The organism is Mycoplana dimorpha (assembly GCF_003046475.1).
GTDB classification, from domain to species: Bacteria; Pseudomonadota; Alphaproteobacteria; order Rhizobiales; family Rhizobiaceae; genus Mycoplana; species Mycoplana dimorpha.
In genome coordinates, this window is the sequence record NZ_PZZZ01000002.1 from 661689 (window position 1) to 679010 (window position 17322).

Annotated in this window: 14 protein-coding genes, 1 tRNA gene and 1 pseudogene; 11 read left to right on the plus strand and 5 right to left on the minus strand. The window is 60.7% G+C overall.

Annotated features, from left to right (window positions below; genetic code table 11):
- Positions 1-69 precede the first annotated feature (69 nt).
- Together C7449_RS06750 and C7449_RS06755 are read left to right on the plus strand one after the other, a co-directional pair.
- Complete coding sequence (locus C7449_RS06750; RefSeq protein ID WP_108001996.1) at positions 70-519, plus strand: phasin; 450 nt, start codon at positions 70-72, stop codon at positions 517-519.
- Positions 520-680: 161 nt separating this feature from the next.
- A tRNA-His gene (locus C7449_RS06755) sits at positions 681-757 on the plus strand.
- 44 nt (positions 758-801) lie between these two features.
- On the opposite strand, the pseudogene C7449_RS22520 reads toward C7449_RS06755, so the two are convergent.
- Positions 802-924, minus strand: a pseudogene (locus C7449_RS22520) (transposase); the annotation flags it as partial.
- A 645-nt stretch (positions 925-1569) separates the two neighbouring features.
- On the opposite strand from C7449_RS22520, the gene C7449_RS21540 reads away from it, so the two are divergent.
- The 4 genes from C7449_RS21540 (at position 1570) to C7449_RS06780 (ending at position 7247) form a co-directional block, all read left to right on the plus strand.
- Positions 1570-3450: a N,N-dimethylformamidase beta subunit family domain-containing protein gene (locus C7449_RS21540; RefSeq protein WP_146165055.1), complete on the plus strand. Its 1881-nt coding sequence runs from the start codon at positions 1570-1572 to the stop codon at positions 3448-3450.
- A 42-nt stretch (positions 3451-3492) separates the two neighbouring features.
- On the plus strand, positions 3493-4239 hold the full coding sequence (locus tag C7449_RS06770; RefSeq protein ID WP_108001999.1) for a TylF/MycF/NovP-related O-methyltransferase: 747 nt from the start codon (positions 3493-3495) through the stop codon (positions 4237-4239).
- 268 nt (positions 4240-4507) lie between these two features.
- Positions 4508-5536: a polysaccharide pyruvyl transferase family protein gene (locus C7449_RS06775; RefSeq protein ID WP_108002000.1), complete on the plus strand. Its 1029-nt coding sequence runs from the start codon at positions 4508-4510 to the stop codon at positions 5534-5536.
- Between the two features lie 229 nt (positions 5537-5765).
- Positions 5766-7247 carry a lipopolysaccharide biosynthesis protein gene (locus C7449_RS06780; RefSeq protein ID WP_146165056.1) on the plus strand — a complete coding sequence of 494 codons (1482 nt, stop codon included), beginning with the start codon at positions 5766-5768 and terminating at the stop codon, positions 7245-7247.
- Positions 7248-7473: 226 nt separating this feature from the next.
- Here the strand turns inward: C7449_RS06780 and C7449_RS21545 are convergent, their stop codons facing one another.
- Together C7449_RS21545 and C7449_RS06790 are read right to left on the minus strand one after the other, a co-directional pair.
- On the minus strand, positions 7474-8025 hold the full coding sequence (locus C7449_RS21545; protein WP_146165057.1) for a hypothetical protein: 552 nt from the start codon (positions 8023-8025) through the stop codon (positions 7474-7476).
- 841 nt (positions 8026-8866) lie between these two features.
- Positions 8867-9526 (minus strand): GntR family transcriptional regulator, encoded by a 660-nt coding sequence (locus C7449_RS06790; protein WP_108002003.1) that lies wholly within the window; start codon positions 9524-9526, stop codon positions 8867-8869.
- 87 nt (positions 9527-9613) lie between these two features.
- On the opposite strand from C7449_RS06790, the gene C7449_RS06795 reads away from it, so the two are divergent.
- The 4 genes from C7449_RS06795 to C7449_RS06810 all read left to right on the plus strand — a co-directional run bounded on the left by C7449_RS06795 (position 9614) and on the right by C7449_RS06810 (position 13220).
- A complete protein-coding gene (locus tag C7449_RS06795) occupies positions 9614-10231 on the plus strand; it encodes a TRAP transporter small permease (protein ID WP_108002004.1) in 618 nt (205 codons plus the stop codon).
- Entirely contained in the window at positions 10231-11496 is a 1266-nt protein-coding gene (locus tag C7449_RS06800; protein ID WP_108002005.1) for a TRAP transporter large permease, read from the plus strand. Before C7449_RS06795 ends, C7449_RS06800 begins: the two co-directional genes overlap by 1 nt.
- 28 nt (positions 11497-11524) lie before the next feature.
- The gene (locus tag C7449_RS06805) at positions 11525-12523 is read left to right on the plus strand and encodes a TRAP transporter substrate-binding protein (RefSeq protein WP_108002006.1); all 999 of its coding nucleotides are present in this window, start codon (positions 11525-11527) and stop codon (positions 12521-12523) included.
- 373 nt (positions 12524-12896) lie between these two features.
- A complete protein-coding gene (locus C7449_RS06810; protein WP_245414298.1) occupies positions 12897-13220 on the plus strand; it encodes an ATPase inhibitor subunit zeta in 324 nt (107 codons plus the stop codon).
- 162 nt (positions 13221-13382) lie between these two features.
- Here C7449_RS06810 and C7449_RS06815 read toward each other — a convergent pair whose 3' ends face one another.
- Positions 13383-14264, minus strand: a complete 882-nt coding sequence (locus C7449_RS06815; protein WP_108002008.1) for a LysR family transcriptional regulator — start codon at positions 14262-14264, stop codon at positions 13383-13385.
- 120 nt (positions 14265-14384) lie between these two features.
- Here C7449_RS06815 and C7449_RS06820 point away from each other — a divergent pair, with 120 nt between their 5' ends.
- Positions 14385-15881, plus strand: a complete 1497-nt coding sequence (locus tag C7449_RS06820) for a CoA-acylating methylmalonate-semialdehyde dehydrogenase (protein ID WP_108002009.1) — start codon at positions 14385-14387, stop codon at positions 15879-15881.
- A gap of 246 nt (positions 15882-16127) precedes the next feature.
- Here C7449_RS06820 and C7449_RS06825 read toward each other — a convergent pair whose 3' ends face one another.
- Positions 16128-17162 (minus strand): Fe(3+) ABC transporter substrate-binding protein, encoded by a 1035-nt coding sequence (locus tag C7449_RS06825; protein WP_108002010.1) that lies wholly within the window; start codon positions 17160-17162, stop codon positions 16128-16130.
- Positions 17163-17322 lie beyond the last annotated feature (160 nt).

The window sequence follows — 17322 nt, forward strand, 5'->3', positions numbered from 1 at the left end:
GATGGCGTATATGAGCGTCATCGCAATTGGCGCTCCCCACGGGGCGGCCACATTCAAGGATGACTGGAAATGGCAAACAAGAAGACTGACGATGTATTCTCCGTTGCCGCATTCGATCCGGCAAAGGTAACCGAGAGCCTCCGTGACTTCGCCGAGAAGGGCGCGGCGCAGACGAAGGACGCCTATGCCAAGATGAAGGCTGCCGCCGAAGATGCGACCAAGACGGTCGAGGCGACCCTCGAGAACGCCCAGTCCGGCACCGTCGAGCTCGGCCTCACCGCCATCGAGGCGATGCGCACCAACGCCGAGAATTCGCTCTCGCACATGGAAGCGATGCTTGGCGTGAAGTCGGTTTCCGAACTCTTCGAACTGCAGACCGCATTCGTGCGCAAGCAGGCCGAGGTCGCCGTCGAGCAGGCCCGGATCATGCAGGAAGTGACCCGGAAGGTCGCCGAAAAGGTCGCCGCGCCCGCCAGGTCGGCCGCCGAAAAAACCTTCAAGACCTTCAAGGCTGCCTGATCACCCGCACTGCCGCTCCGGCCTGCGTGCTTTTGCGGCAAGACAATATAAATGAGGGCTGGGCGCGTCGACCGGCCCTTTTTCGCATGAAGAGCAAGAAGGGGCTTGCAATCTCGTCGGCGTGCCCGTATTTGAGCCCCCAAGCGCAAGGCGCTTCCCGTGCGGTTGTAGCTCAGTTGGTTAGAGCGCAGGTTTGTGGCACCTGAGGTCGTAGGTTCGATTCCCACCAACCGTACCATTCCAGTTCTTGTCCGACCCGGACACATCGGCAACAGAACGTACCTAAGACATCGGTGACAACTTCGTGCCGAACGGGTTGTAGATGGTTTGCAAGGTCCTCTGCTCCAGGTCGATATATCCCAGATCATAGCTCATACATCTGACGAGCCAAATGCCGTCGGCGATTAGGCGTTTGGCCGCCCTGGCGTTTCGTCGAGACTGTATGTCTCGTCGGGCACGTAACCGTCCTGGTCGAAAGCACGCCAGAGCCGGTGTCCTTTCCCGCCGATCAGCGCGGCTGCCTCGTCCGGATGCCATAGATCGTTCGAACTCGCAGGCTTCCGTCGCAAGCGGCTGGCAAATATTAGGCCCGACTTCTTCGTCCAACAGCGGATCGCTTCGCATGAACCGATCTTGCCGCACTCCAGCAGCATCTTCTTTGATCAAACGCCGGCCTAGCGGAATCGGAGTAGAGGCAGACCCCATGGACGATCACAGCAGGCGGGGAAACGTTGGCGCTTACAACTGACAATAGCCTGTATCATGACCGACCTTAGAGGGACGGCGGCTTGCTCGCGGCAAGAGTGAATCAGCAGCCCCCAATTGGAGGATGACCGGCCGCGCCGATGCCATCAAACGGGCAGTGATAGCCTCTGCTACGTAGCCGAAAAGCGGTTTAAGCAGGGCCAATTGGCCGTTGAGGGAAGCGTACAGAGGAGTTTATAAATTTGATAGGTCTTGCAGGACGCCAGTTTCGTTCTGTCGCCAGAAGATTTCACGGCATGGGGAATGAGTAATTACGACTGGCAAATGCGGGGCAGGGAGGGGGAAATGGAGGGCAGCGTCAAAAGTAGAGGGCAAAAGACACATACGTTACGTACCGATGATTACTGCGTTATAGTCAAGGGGAGCGCCACTGTTGGAAACACGCTGACGGCAAGTGTTTTCAATCAAAACGGCAAAAGTCTTGAGGGCGAGGCGTCTTATAGTTGGCAGAAAAAAGTTTACGGGGCATGGACGAATATTGCCGGAGAGACGAGTGCTCGCATCAGAATACCATCGGGTCTTGTTGGCGCCGAAATCCGAGCTGTTGCAGTTTTGTCGGTCGCCGAGGGCCCTGACAACTTCGTCAGTACGGCCGTCAGCGTGGCTTCTCAGAACCCAATTGTAATCGAAAATCAAAACGATGGCACAACTGATTGGAAGATTACCAATCCGGCGATGAACCACGAGATCGAGGCCTTTGCGGATGCGACAAGCATTAACGCAGGCGAAACCTTGAATCTGAAGGTTTCTTTGTCTTCCGCTGGAAAATATGACCTCGACGTCTATCGCCTTGGCTACTACGGCGGTGCGGGCGGTCGACTTATATCCAGCGCGCCCGGTCTGGACGGATTAACTCAGTCAAGCCCCACCATGACCAATCCTGCCACGCGCTTGATCGAATGCCTGTGGGACGTATCGCACGAACTGAAAACATCAGCAACTTGGACAAGCGGACTTTATGTTATCAAGTTAACTGACTGCAGAAGCGGCAAACAGTCGCTTGTCCCATTTGTGCTGCGCAAAGACTTTCAGCCAAGCGACATAGGCTTTCAAGATGCAGTAACGACTGCTCAGGCGTATAACATGTTCGGCGGCTTCAGTGTATATGATGCTAATAGCGTCGGCAATAAAAGAGCATACCAGGTAAGCTTTGACCGCCCCTATGATGCTGCCCATTTCGGTTTCAGCAATACCGATGGTTTCAATTGCAACAACATGCTCGCTTGGGAGTACAACATGGTCCGCTGGCTGGAGTCGCAGGGATACGACCTGTCGTACTACACCAATGTGGATGTCCACAGCAGACCTTTGCAAATTCTTTCGCAGAGAATATTTCTGTCGGTAGGTCATGATGAATATTGGTCGATGGAGCAGCGTGATCGAGTCGAGTCGGCCCGCGATAACGGTATTCATCTCGCCTTCTTCTCTGCCAATACTGCTTATTGGCGGGTACGGTACGACAGCTCGAGCCGTGGGCAGTCAAACCGCGTTGTTACCATATACAAGGATTCGTCCGGTATCGGAGCCGGCCTCTGTCTTGATCCGCTGGCTCAGTTGGATCCTGCTGCGTCAACTTCACTGTTTCGCTCCAGGGAGGTGAATCGACCGGAGAATTCATTGTTGGGGGTGGGCTATGTGTCCGAACAAGATAAAGTCTATGAGGGTTTTGATTTCATCGTTTCCAATGCTGCCGACCCTATCTACGCCCATACAGGTTTAAGAAACGGCGACAGGCTGAAGGGATTGGTCGGGTACGAGTGGGATGCGGTTCTAGACAACGACGCATCGCCCGACGGACTCGTCATTGTTTCGGAATCCTCCACCCGCGCGAACAAAACGCTGTCATCACTGCCGGGCGGCACAAATCCAAATGTCTCCCATGCTGCCTATTACAAAGCGAAGAGTGGGGCGCGAGTGTTTTCGACCGGATCAATTCAATGGGTATGGGGCTTAGACGACAGTTGGACTTTCCAGCCTCCTCGGCTCACGAGAAGTTGGCGGAGAAGACTAAAGGACTCGGTGAAGCGTCTGGTTTCGCTCGTCGTTACTGTTCCGATAAGGAATATGCCCCGCGTGGATCGCCGCGCTCAGCAGATGACGGTCAATCTTTTTTCCCAGATGGATGTGAGACCGCAGACCCCCTCCTCCTGGCTTATTTTGTCCTGAGGCTTCGCCGAGGTGGGTGCTGTTGCGGGGAGAGGGGGCGTTATGAAAACAGTGCATAGAGTTGCGCGTGGGGCGCGTGGTCGCCTCAATGCGCTTTTGGAGCGCAGCCGTCGGACTGCCTACCCGAAGGCCGTTCGACAGGCTTGGGCAAGGGTGCGTGCTGAATACCTTTCATACACGACTGATCACCAACTTCATCAATTGCTGGAGGTAGTGCGTCGTACCGCGCCGAGCGGAGCCTTGATCATTGAGGCAGGTTGCGCGCGCGGCGGTTCAGCAATTCTCATGTGTTCGGCCAAGTCGCCTCAGCGCCCCATGCGCGTGTATGATGTGTTCGAGATGCTCCCTCCGCCTTCGGAGCACGATGGCGACGACATGAAGGCTCGGTACGCTGAGATCGCTGCCGGCGAAGCCGTCGGCCTTGGAGGCGCGCAATATTATCTCTATGATGATGACCTGCTGGCGACGGTGACGAACAATTTCGCCAGGTTCGGTTATCCCCTCGAGACCAACAACGTCCAACTGATAAAAGGTAAGGTGCAAGACACGCTTACAGTCGATGAGCCGGTCGCGTTGGCCAATATCGATGTGGATTGGTACGAGCCTGTCAGCGCCTGCCTGGAGCGGGTTATGCCTCATCTGATCGTCGGCGGCGCGGTCGCACTTCGCGCCTATTCGGATTGGTCTGGGTGCCGAAAGGCAGCAGACGATTACTTCTCTCGCGCAGGGCGGGAGGGGTTGAGCTTCGACCGCTCGGCCGGCCACATGCTTGTGACCCGAACGCATTGAACTTTTCCGTCCGAGAAAGACATTTCTGGGACGCACCTCCCGCACTGGACACAGCAAGGACGTCGACGACCGCGCCGCCAAATATCCAGAACGCAAGACCGGCAATGAATGGCGCTTCGCTCGGGCGCCCGTAAGTGCTCCTCCAGGGCGGTGTGCCGATGACAGTGTCCAAGAGGGGGTGCGCAGGCTTGTCACTTGCTAGGCTGCCAGCAACGACAGGCTCCCGCATTCGCAAACCGCCGCAGTGCATGATCGAGGGTAGGCGCACATGACCGGTACAGCACTGTCGGCCAAAGACGCGGCGCAAAAGGCACGGCAGGCGCGAGCGATCCGCGAGTGTCTCGACCGGCACATCCCCGCATGCCAGCCGGTAGCGCTTCTGCAGTTCCCGTTCGACTTCAATGTCGGCAACCACATGATGTGGGTGGCCGCCATGGACTACCTGAAGGAACGTAGGGTGCCGATCGCCTACACGGCCCATGGGTGTAACCTTGACCTCAAGGAAATGAAACGCGCTGTCGGGGACGGCACGATACTCTTCTCGGGTGGGGTCACGGTCTCGCGCCTATGGCCGCGCCACGCGGAGGTCAAGCGCCTCGTCGCCGAGGCATGCCCGGACAATCGCCTCGTGTCGCTGCCGTCGACCATGCTGTTTGTCGACGACGAGGACCGCCGCGCGGCGAGCACGATCTTTGGAAATCATCGCAATGCTGTACTGTTGGCCAGGGACCCGGTCAGCGCTGAATCGGCGCGCAGTGTATTCCCCGGCAACGTCCAAGTAGAGGCGGTCCACGATTCCGCGCTGCTCCTCCCGCCGCAGCCAAGGCACGCCGCGCCTGATCACGATATCATCTGGCTCGCCCGCGACGATATGGAGCGCGTCGGATGCCTGGCGCCAACTGGCGTCGAAGTGTTCGACTGGGTGCGCTATGATCCCGCCGGCATGCGGATCCTGTTTCCAGGGCGCTTCTTCTCCCGCCTTCGCAAACTGGCGCCAGCGCTCCGTTCGATCGCAAACAGGCAGATTACCCGCAGCTACGATCGCTTTGCGCGCTACGTGCTCGCGAGCGGCAACCGCAGGCTGGATACCGGCAAGGTATTGGTTACTGACCGCATGCACCCACACATTCTCTGCGCCCTGCGTTCGCAGCATAGTGTGCTGCTGCCCGATCGCTTCGGCAAGAACCGCGCTGTGTACGAGTACACAGGTCGGCACTACAGCACCGTCCACTGGGCCGACACACCTGAGGAAGCCCTTGACATCGCGTATACCGTCGCCCGGAGCACCCCGATCTAGGAGGCCGTCGAGGAAGCGACTGACGTGGTCGTGAGATGATCAGATCAACTTTTTTTCAGTTCTTCAGCGAGGCGGCGACCGATCCAGTGAGGACTTGCCAAACCCAGTGATTTTGGCTTCGCTGTTTCTTCTACCAGCCGTCAGCGTTGCGACGTACCTGACCTTTCGTTGGTACCTCCAGCAACACCGCATCAGCATTGCAAGCGCAAGCGCAAGCGAGGAGACGACGTTGGAAGGTGTACGCAAACAGCTCAGTGTCGGGGCAATGTGGACCGCCGGCGGACGCGTTGTCGCAAATCTTCTCGGCGTGGTTAGCATGCTGGCGCTGGCTCGACTGCTGTCACCTGCCGATTTCGGCCTGGTGGCCCTCGCGACCATCGTCCTCTCGATCATCTCGGCCATAACGGAACTTTCGCTCAGTTCGGCCCTCATCCAGCACAAGAGCCCGCAGCGAGAGCATTACGACACGGCCTGGACACTGAACATGGTGCGCGCGGCGGTGATCGCCGTCCTACTGGTTGGCGCAGGCCATCCCGTCGCCTGGGCCTATCAGGACGATCATCTGATCGGCATATTCTTTGCGCTTGGAGGCGGCGCGCTGATCAGCGGTCTCGTGAACCCCCGACTTGTGGACTTCCGGCGGCGTCTTTCCTTTCACCAGGAGATATTCATCGACCTGATCAGCAGGGTGGCTGGCGTGGTGGTTTCGGTCGCCATCGCCCTGCTTCTTCGAAGCTACTGGGCTCTCGTAATTGGCACGCTCGCCTCGCAGGTGGTCGGTGTGATCATGTCGTACGTCCTGATTCCCTATTTGCCGCGCCTTTCGTTTGCTCACTGGAGAAATCTGTTCTCGTTCTCCGGGTGGGTGGCGCTCAGCTCTGGCCTCAATGAGCTCAACTGGCGCGCCGACCAGCTTGCGCTTGGCGCCATGCTGGGCGCCGGTCCTCTCGGCCAGTACACCGTAGGCGATAGACTTGCCTCGCTGCCTGTGCGTGAATCCACGGCGCCGATCGCAGGCTTGCTCTTCCCAGCCTTTGCACGGCTTCAGGACGATCCGGAACGCCTGCGGCATGCATTCCTTCGATCCCAAGGCCTGCTTGTTGCAGCGGCGCTGCCGGTAGGAATCGGGTTCGCGCTGGTTGCCGAGCCCTTCATCAGCATGGTGCTTGGCCCGACGTGGTCCTCGGCTGCGCTGGTGGTTCAGGTGTTGGGCGCGGTCTTCGCCATCAGCGCCTTTAAAATGCCGGTGACACCTTTGGCCATGGGACTTGGCTGCACGCGGTCGCTGTTTCAGCTCGACCTCGTTTTCATCTTCATCCGCTATCCCCTGATTTTCGCCGGCCTCTTCCTGGGCGGGCTGCCTGGGCTTCTGTTCGCGCGATGCATCAGCGCCGCGATTGGCATCCTGATGTATGTCTTCCTGGCGAAGCGTCTCACCGGCGTGTCGGCGAGGGATCAGTTTCTCGCCGGCTGGCGTCCGATCGTCGCCGCGCTGGTTATGGCTGGCTGTGTCTGGGGCGTCGGCCTCATGCTCACCGGCAGGCCAGAGGCCCTGCAACTGGCGATCATGATATTAATCGGCGCAATCGCCTATTTCGGGACAAGCTTCGTCTTGTGGCTGTCAGGCGGCAAGCCTGCAGGCCCCGAACGCGAAGCGTTGGACTTGCTCCAGTTCGTTCGCCGGAGTATCCGCGTAGTCCGGCAATCCTGAGCGGCACATAGGCGAGTTTTCGCCAGTTCGACTGCACGAAAGGCCGGAACATCGCTGCAAGGAATCATGGACGCAGACTCCATATGGTTCGCCGGCGTTCGAGGCGGCCATGCCATCGCAGCTTCTCAAGGCGCGGCGCGACAGCGGGTCAAGAACATTGCGGATCATCCGCAATTATTGCCAATTCATGTCGAGCGTCGGGTGAAGGCACGGTGCCTCCTCATCCTCATCCTCGTCGTTGCCGCTGTCGCTGGTAGATTGGCTCGTCATCGACAGCGTCATTGCCGCCAAGCATGGGATCGCTGCCCGGATCGGTAGCGCTATCGACCATACTGTCCTCGACCGCGCTCGCCGGCATGGCGGGCAGGGACGGATCGTGCAAGGGCAATTCGGGCAACAGATAGTTCGGGAATGTGTCCATTGTCAGCGGCGAGAGTCCGCTTCGGCCGATCAGGTCGAATACCGGCCCACCTGTGCTCCCCGTCCAGCTGGCAGGCAGCATCGAGCCAGTGCTCACCTCCTTGTCCGCTTCCACCTGATCGTTGTGCAATTTAAACAGCCGATCGCTGGCTCCCATCCCTTCTTCAGGCCGGCCCGCAGGCCTGTCATCGCCTTGGGGAGCCTGTTTTCCGGCACGGGGTTCGGTCAGCCACGCTGGCATCATCGACATGTGATAGAGGGCCATCCCGATCAGCCGGGCCGGGCGACCCACAAGATTCCGTTGCGATGCCGCGGCTTGGCTTGGATCTGTTCCGGTGCCTTTTGACTTGATAATCATCCCGGTAACCGCGCCGAGACCTGTGCGCGCCCCTGTTTTTTGCTGTCATAGTGGCGCCGACCGACGGTTCCCCGTTTATGGGGCAGGATGGCGCCACGCCCGAGCACACGACTGCAGGATCATCCGCAACGCGCGCGAGATGATTACCTCAAAACATCGCCGGGGATTGCAAGATTGAGCACAATTACGTCGAGGTGCCGCGCTATCGCAGACCTTAACGCATCAGTGGCTGTGCTGCCCCGCTCGGCGATTCAAAATCGTGGAACTGGGAAAAGATACTGACCAGGCCCTGAAACAATATCGGGTGATCATCAACACACTGACTGTGGTTTTTATACATGCCGGCCTCCCCCGAAAAAAAGCCAGCGCTTGCTGTTAACTAGAAACTAACCGATATGATGTTTGGCAAATAATAATACCAAGCGTGTTATTAATGTCGAGCCCGATTTGGCGCTCAGCACTCGAAAGCCCTTAATACATTAGCCTGTCATGTGCTCATTACGGTCCCCTGAAGGAGTAGAATGGCAAGCCTCCGGCAGTGGTCGAGACCGCTTGCTACAACTCGCTTGAAGGTCTGACAGCGACGGTGTCTGGAAAATAATCGTAGTTATGCCCGATAATTTCCCAGAAGACATACTTTCACGGCCCGCAACCACAGGCAGTAACCTGGTAGATGGCGCGTCGCCGATCAAGGTGTGACGACGTTGCTCAAGCGTTACTTCGGCATATGTCCTTAGGGTGGTCGAAGGCTGGTCAGGGGGGCGCGTCCCCGCTCAGCGCCTGCGGCTTTATGCTGGCGGCCGGCGCGGCACCGTTCGCGCCGATTCCGCCTGCGCGACGATCAGTTCTGGCGCTTGATCCGGGCCAGCAGGTCCGTTCTGACGGCAACGAGATGGGCTTCCAAAAGCTTTGCCGCTGCCTCGAATTCGCCGGCACGACTGAGGCAGATCAGTTCGGCGTGTTCTTCCATGGCCCGGTTCATCGCGTCGATGCTCGACAGTTGAACCCGGGTGTAGCGGTCGCTGGTCTGCAGAAGCGACGCGACGATCTGCTGCGTGCGCGGCAGGTTGGCACGCTGGTAGAGAGCGACGTGCAGCTGGGCGTTCAGCTTGCCGTACTGGTTGATTTCCCCGCCCTTGATCACGTCCACGTAGGTCGCCTGGATCTGCTCCAGCTGTTCGAAATCCGCCGCCGAGAGCAGGGGGGCTGAGCGGCGGAAGAGGCGCGGCTCCAGAAGCGCGCGCAGTTCGAACACATCGTCGATCTCGGCTTGCGAGAGTTCCGATACCACCGCGCCCTTCTGCGGCACGATCCGCACGAGCCCTTCCGCCTCCAGGTGAAACAGCGCCTCGCGGATGGGAATGCGGCTGACGCCGTAAGTCTCGGCAAGCGCATCCTGTCGCAGCTGGCTGCCGGCAGAATAGTGGCCGGAGAGGATAGACTGCCGGATTTCCTCGAGCAGGGCGCCGGAAAGCGTGCGGTGTTTCAGAGTCGAAGCCATGCGTATCCCCTACAGGGAAAAGGAAAAAAATCGGTTGACTCGCAAAATGTATAAAATCTACATTATACCATATTTGGGGGAATATCCATGTCCGATCCGGCCGCCACAGGCGGAAAAATCGCACCCGCGACACGCTTTGTCGTGCGTATTTCGGAAGGTGTTCTGGCTGTCGAGAAGGTCGCCGTCGGCGGCCTGATGGCCGTGTTGACCGGCCTGATCCTGATGAACGTCGTCACCCGCTACACGGGCATGCCGCTCTATTGGGTCGACGAGGCGGCCGTATACGCCATGGTCTGGCTGGCGTTCATCGGAGGCTCGGCACTCACAAGACTGCGTCTGGACTTTTCGATGACCTTGCTGACGGAGCGGCTTTCGCCGCCGGCGGCCCGGGTCATGCAGATCCTGTCGACGCTGATGGTCATGGCATTTGCGATCGCTCTTGCGGCGATGTGCTACGTTTGGCTCGATCCGGTCGGCATCGTGAGGGCCGGCTTCGATGCCAAGGCTTATGCCGCCGAGAGCTTCAACTTCATCTACACCGAGCGCACGCAGACGCTGAACTGGCCCACCTGGGCCGTCAATCTCGTGATTCCCCTCTTTGCGATCACCATGACGCTGCATGGCCTTGCCAACCTGGTGGAGGATCTCGGCTGGTCCGAGCGCCGCACCCATCCCGAATTCAAGACTGCCGAGGGGATCAACTGATGGTTACGGGCGCAGCATTTCTGGTGTTCATGCTGATCGGCGTTCCGATCGGCATCTGCCTCTGCCTGGTCAGCGTGGTCTACATTTTCGCCTCTGGCAATCCCCTGCTTTTCCAGAGCTTTCCGACGCAGCTCTTCGGCGGCGTCGACAGCTACGGGCTCATCGCCATTCCGCTCTTCGTGCTGATCGGCGAGATCATGAACGGCGGCGGCATCACCAAGCGCATCATCGAGATGACAATGGCGTTCATCGGCGCCATGAAGGGCGGTCTTGCCTATGTGAACCTGATCGCGAACATGTTCGTGGCCTCGATCCTCGGCTCGGCCACCGCGCAGGTCGCCGTCATGGCACAGATGATGGTGCCTGAAATGGAGAAAAAGGGCTACGACAAGACCTTTGCCGCCGGCCTGACGGCCTATGCTGGCATGCTCGGCCCGATCATTCCGCCATCCATCATGTTCGTGGTCTATAGTGTTCTCGCCCAGGTGCCGGTCGGCGACATGCTGGCAGCCGGCATCGTGCCGGGCGTCCTGCTAACGATCGCGTTCTGCTTGATCATCGCGTTGATGGGCTTTTTCTACAATTATCCGCGTGGCGAACGGGCAACCTTGCGCGAACGCGCCCGCACGGTTCTCAATGCGCTGCCGACGCTGCTGATCCCGGTGATCATCGTCGGTTCCATCCTGAGCGGGCTCGCCAATCCCACGGAGGCGGCCGCGGTCGGCGCCGTCGCAGCCATTCTGGTTGGACGTTTCTGGATCGGCGAACTGCAGCTCTCGCAGCTTCCGACCATGTTGCTGCGTGCCGGCATTTACTCCGCTGTCGTGCTGTTCCTCGTCGCAGCGGCCGGCGTGTTCTCCTGGGTGCTCGTCTACGGCATGGTGCCGCAGCAGGTTGCCGGCTGGGTCCAGGCCATTGCCTCCGATCCGATCACCTTCATGCTGCTGGTCAATGTCATCCTGCTGGTCATCGGTACCGTCATCGACGGCGCGCCCGGTCTGATCATGACGGTTCCGATCCTGCTGCCGATCGCCACCGAGGTCTATGGCATCGACCCGATCCATTTCGGCGTCGTCGTGGTCATCAACCTCGTGCTCGGCTTCCTGTCGCCGCCGGTCGGCCTGTGCTTCTTCGTCGCCGCAGCCGTGACGGGCGCCAAGCCCGGCAAGATGTTCATCGTGACGCTGCCGTTTTTCTTCGTGTCCTGCCTGGTGCTCGTCCTGCTCTCGATCTTCCCGGCGCTCTCGACCTTCATGATCCGATAACCAAGCGATCCAACCAGAGGAAGTTGATATGACGCTTACACGCAGAACATTGATCCGCAATTCCGCCCTCGGCGCCGCCGCCTTCACGCTGGGCGCGCCGTCGGTCCTGCGCGCCCAGGAAGCGCGCATCCTCCGCCTCGGCATCACCACGCCTCCGGGCCATCCCTGGAACAATGCCGCCCTCAAGGTCGGCGAGGCGCTGAAGGCCGAAACCAACGGCCGGCTGTCGATCGAGGTCTTCCCGGCCAACCAGCTGGGCAACGAAGCGGCGATGATGCAGCAGATGCAGAGCGGCGCCCTCGACCTCGGCTGGATCATGACGGCGGAACTCGGCTCGCGCATCCCTTCGGTCGCCGCAATCAACGCCCCCTGGGTTGTCGATTCCACCGCCAAGGTCGCCAAGCTCGTCCGCGATCCGATCGCCATGAAGCTGCTGGAAGTCCTGCCGGCGGAAACCGGCACGATCGGGCTTGCCTGGGGCATCACCACCATGCGCGTCGTCTTCTCGGCCAAGGAGATCAACGGCCTCGAAGATCTCAACGGCATGAAGCTGCGCATCAATACGACGCCCGCCTACCGCGACTTCTACCAGCTGCTGGGCGCAGCCCCGACCCCGATCCCGACCCCGCAGGTATTCGACGCCATGTCAAACGGTCAGGTGGACGGGCTCGAGGCCGACCTCGACCTGTCGTGGAACCAGCGTTTCGATAAGGTCGCCAAAACCATGCTGAAGATGAACGCCATCTTCATGCCCGTCGTCGCGCTTGCCTCCGGTCGCGTCTGGAAGACCCTGCCGGAAGCCGACCGCGAGTTGATCAGCAAGGCGACGAAGACGGCGCTTGATGCCCAGATCGACGCGACCGTCGAGAACGAGCCGAAGCTGCTGGAACAGTTCGCCGCGGCCCCGATTCCGATCAAGGACGTGCAGGTTGCCGACGCGGAGAAGATCATCGCCGACTACGACAAGATCTGGCTGCCGAAGGCACCGATCCTGGCGGATCTTCGCAAGGTCGGCGCAACTCTCTGAGCAGCCGACGGCGCTGTAAATGACCGGGCCCGCATCCTTTCGAAGACAGGGTGCGGGCCCGATTGATTCGAGCGTTATTTCGCTTCAGGGCCGCCAACCGGCCTACAATGCGGCCAACGAGGCAGCACGTGGCGCGCGACGGCCGGAGTGCGCTCCCGCAGGCCAACGTGCTATATTGCCGAGTGCGGGGATGGCGCGCATGAGAAGCGGACGGGCCAGCGCGCTGGGGACTGGCATGGCTCGCCGACTACGCCGTGCAGGGGCAGGCGGGCGGGCCGCTGCCGCAATAGGCGCGGTGGCCGGCTGCTGACTTCATGTGGCTCACGGCGCGTTGCCGGAACTGTTCCGAGCAGGCGCGCAATGGACAACCCCAATGACGAGCCCCCATGCGGATATCCTGAGAATGGTACGGCGCAACAGACTGGTCGGCATGTGGGCGGCGGAAAAACTGGGCCTCGTCGGTGAAAGCGCTACGGCCTATTCGAACGACCTCGCCAAAGCTGCGCTCGAAGCGGAGCGCAATGACGTGCTTGCCAAGATTCGGAAGGACTTCGACGCGGCGGGGGTGGTCCAGTCCGACGAACAGATTCTAAGCGTCATGAGCAATTCCTGGCTGAAGGCCGGAAGAACCGCGAACAGGGCGGATGCCAGTGACGCCGCACTGGTGCAGATCGCGCGCAATCTCCAGTCGAGGTGACGGATTTGACGCCAGGAGCGCTGGCGCGGCCCGGTCATGCGGTCCGGCAGGAGGCCTGCCGTTCAGCCGCCGAACCCTTCCCGAAAATCGTGACGGAGGCCGCGACCGACGACGCTGCACGAAGATTTTCCGGGCTGCGCTGGTCATGCCGTCACCCGCCGTTCAGAGGAAAATGCGCTGCTCCTGCGCCACCAGTTCCTGTACGAAGGCCGTGACGGTGCGGACGCGGGCGAGGTCACGGGCGCTTTCGTGATAGGTGGTCCAGTAGGCGCGGCGGATCGTTGTTTCCGGCAGGATGCGCACCAGTTCCGGGTCGAGCCGGGCGATGTAGTTGTGCAGGATGCCGATGCCGGCGCCAGAGCGGACGGCCTCCGTCTGCCCCGTGGCGCTGGAAATCTCGAAGGATGCGTTCCAGCTGCGCATCACCTCGCCGGTGAAGTCGAGCGAGGCGGTGAAGATCAGGTCCTCCACGTAGCCGATGCGCCGGTGGTGCTTCAGGGCTTCGACGTCCGCAGGCTCGCCGTGCGCCGCGATGTAGGAACGGCTGGCATAGAGGCCGAGCGTGTAGTCGGTCAGCTTGGAGGAAACCAGCCGGCCCTGTTCGGGGCGCTCCAGCGTGATGGCGATGTCGGCCTCGCGCTGGGAAAGCGAGAAGGAGCGCGGCACGGGCACGAGTTGGATCTTCAGTTCGGGATGGCGCGCCGTCAGGGGTCCGAGCCGGGGGGCAAGGAAGGAGACGCCGAACCCGTCCGGCGCGCCGATCCGCACCGTGCCGGCGACCGCCGCATCGATGCGGCCGATCTTTGCCTGCGCGGCCAGCATCTCCGTCTCCATCCGCTCTGCGGCATGGAGAAAAACCTCGCCCTCGGCCGTCAGGTCGCAGCCGTTGGTACGCCGCACCAAAAGGCGCGTCTTCATCTCCTGTTCCAGGGCGGTGATGCGACGGCTGAGCGTGGCGTGGTTGACGCCGAGCCGGCGCGAGGCCGCGAGCAATTGTCCGGTTCGCGCCACCGCCAGAAACATTCGAACGTCGTCCCAGTTCATTCCTTCGCCTTCGGTACCGATCAGGACTACAATTTCTGCACAACGGTTGCTTACCGGAAGCGATTGAGTTGAGCAAATTGTAGTGCGATCATGCTCTCCACAACATCTGGAGGATATCCCATGCGTGAGATCGGACATTTCATCGGCGGCAAGCACGTAGCCGGCAAGAGCGGCCGCACGGCAGACGTCTACAATCCGGCCACCGGCGAGGTTCAGGCCAAGGTGGCGCTGGCAAGCGAAGCCGAGCTCGCCGCCGCCGTCGAGGTCGCCAAGGCCGCCCAGCCGGCCTGGGCTGCGACCAACCCGCAGCGCCGCGCCCGCGTGTTCATGAAGTTCGTCCAGCTCCTGAACGACAACATGAACGAGCTCGCCGAGATGCTCTCGAAGGAGCACGGCAAGACGATCGAGGACTCCAAGGGCGATATCGTCCGCGGCCTCGAGGTCTGCGAGTTCGTCATCGGCATTCCGCACCTCTCCAAGAGCGAGTTCACCGAAGGCGCCGGCCCCAACATCGACATGTATTCGATCCGCCAGCCGGTCGGCATCGGTGCGGGCATCACCCCGTTCAACTTCCCCGGCATGATCCCGATGTGGATGTTCGCGCCGGCGATCGCCTGCGGCAACGCCTTCATCCTCAAGCCCTCCGAGCGCGATCCGTCCGTGCCAATGCGCCTGGCCGAACTGATGATCGAGGCCGGCCTGCCGGCGGGCATCCTCAACGTCGTCAACGGTGACAAGGGCGCGGTCGACGCGATCCTGACGCATCCGGACATTGGTGCCGTTTCCTTCGTCGGCTCCACGCCGATCGCCCGTTACGTCTACGGAACGGCGGCGATGAACGGCAAGCGCGCCCAGTGCTTCGGCGGCGCCAAGAACCACATGATCATCATGCCCGATGCCGACCTCGACCAGGCCGCCAACGCCCTGATCGGCGCCGGCTACGGCTCGGCCGGCGAGCGCTGCATGGCGATCTCGGTCGCCGTCCCTGTTGGTGAGGAAACCGCCAACCGCCTGATCGACAAGCTGGTTCCGATGGTCGAGAGCCTGCGCATCGGCCCGTATTCCGACGAGAAGGCCGATCTCGGCCCGGTCGTCACCAAGGAGGCTCAGGCCCGCATCAAGAGCCTGGTCGACAGCGGCGTCGAGCAGGGCGCCAAGCTGCTGGTCGACGGTCGGAACTTCAAGCTGCAGGGCTACGAGGACGGTTACTTCGTCGGCGGCTGCCTGTTCGACCACGTCACCCCGGAAATGGACATCTACAAGACCGAGATTTTCGGGCCGGTCCTGTCCGTCGTCCGCGCGAAGAACTACGAAGAAGCCCTTTCGCTACCGATGAAGCACGAATACGGCAACGGTGTTGCGATCTACACCCGCGACGGCGACGCCGCCCGCGACTTCACCTCGCGCATCAACATCGGCATGGTCGGCGTCAACGTTCCGATCCCGGTTCCGCTCGCCTACCACTCCTTCGGCGGCTGGAAGGCCTCGTCCTTCGGCGACCTGAACCAGCACGGCACGGACTCGATCAAGTTCTGGACCCGCACCAAGACGGTCACCAGCCGCTGGCCGTCGGGCATCAAGGACGGTGCCGAATTCGTCATCCCGACGATGAAGTAAGGCGACAATCGCCTCCTGGATGGGCCCCGCAAGGGGCCCATTGCCTTTTCAAGGCCGGCATCTTGGCGCGCAAGGTGTCCCCTGCCGCGCCGCTTGATGCGAGCCTCCGGTTGACATCCGGGTATGGTGCAAATGCACGAATAATGGTGACGGCCTGCCGTGCTCCACGGTGGCGCGGATTTTCGGTCAACCCAAACGAAAACGGCGGCCAAGTGGCCGCCGTTTCTGATTGCTGTTCCGAAGCGCTTACATCTCCGGGCCGTCGTTGAAGCCGACCTTGTCGACCAGCTCGGAGGCCTTCTTGCGGTTGGCGGCGATGTCGGTGAGCGGGAGCGTGTCGGCCTTGAGCGTGCCGAACGACTTGACGATGTCGGACGGCTCCTTGCCGGGCATCACCGGATATTCGAACACCTGCTCGGCATAGATCTGCTGGGCTTCGCCGGAAGCGAGGAAGTCGATCAGCTTCTGGGCGTTTTCCTTGTGGGGTGCATACTTGGCCATCGCCACGCCGGAGATGTTGACGTGCGTGCCGCGGTCATTGGCGTTCGGGAGCAGCACCTTGATGGCGTTCGCCCACTCCTTCTGCTCCGGCTCCTTCTCGTTGGTCATCATCAGGCCGACGTAATAGGAGTTGCCGAGCGCGAGGTCGCACTCGCCCGAGTAGATCGCCTTGGCCTGGTCGCGGTCGCTGCCGTCGGGCTTGCGGGCGAGGTTGTTCTTCAGGCCCGTCAGCCACTTCTCGGTCTCGGCCTCGCCATGATGGGCGATCATCGAGGCGAATAGGCCGATGTTGTAGGAATGCTGGCCGTCGCGGCTGCAGATCTTGCCTTTCCACTTGGGATCCGCCAGTTCCTCGTAGGTGATCGCGTCCTGCGCTACGCGATCTTTCGAGGCGTAGACGACGCGGCCGCGCGTGGTCAGCCCGACCCAGGCGCCATCCGGGTCGCGATACTGGGCCGGGATGTCGCTGTCGATGACGGCGCTCTTGATCGGTTGCGTGATGCCGGCTTCCTTGGCTTCGGTGAGACGGCTGATGTCCACGGTGAGGATCACGTCGGCCGGGGAGTTTTCGCCCTCAGCCTTGATGCGCTCGACCAGACCCTTGTCGAGAAACAGCACGTTGGTCGTGATCCCGGTTTCCGCCTTGAAGCGATCCAGCAGCGGCTGAATGAGATCGAGCTGGCGGTACGAATAGATGTTGACCTCGCCTTCGGCGAGCGCCGGGCCGGCTGCGATGGCTGCGACGGACAGTGCGAGTGCGAACTTTGTGAACTGGGCCAAGGGAGTGTTTCCTCTTAATCTTAACTGGCAAAGTCACCTTTAACCCGGCATTTTTCCCAGTCAACCACCCGAGACGCTTATAACATGATTTTTACTTTCCGGTTTTCTGGAATTGTTCCAAACTACGAGACGTCCTATATGTAGGGCACAGAGAACGGAA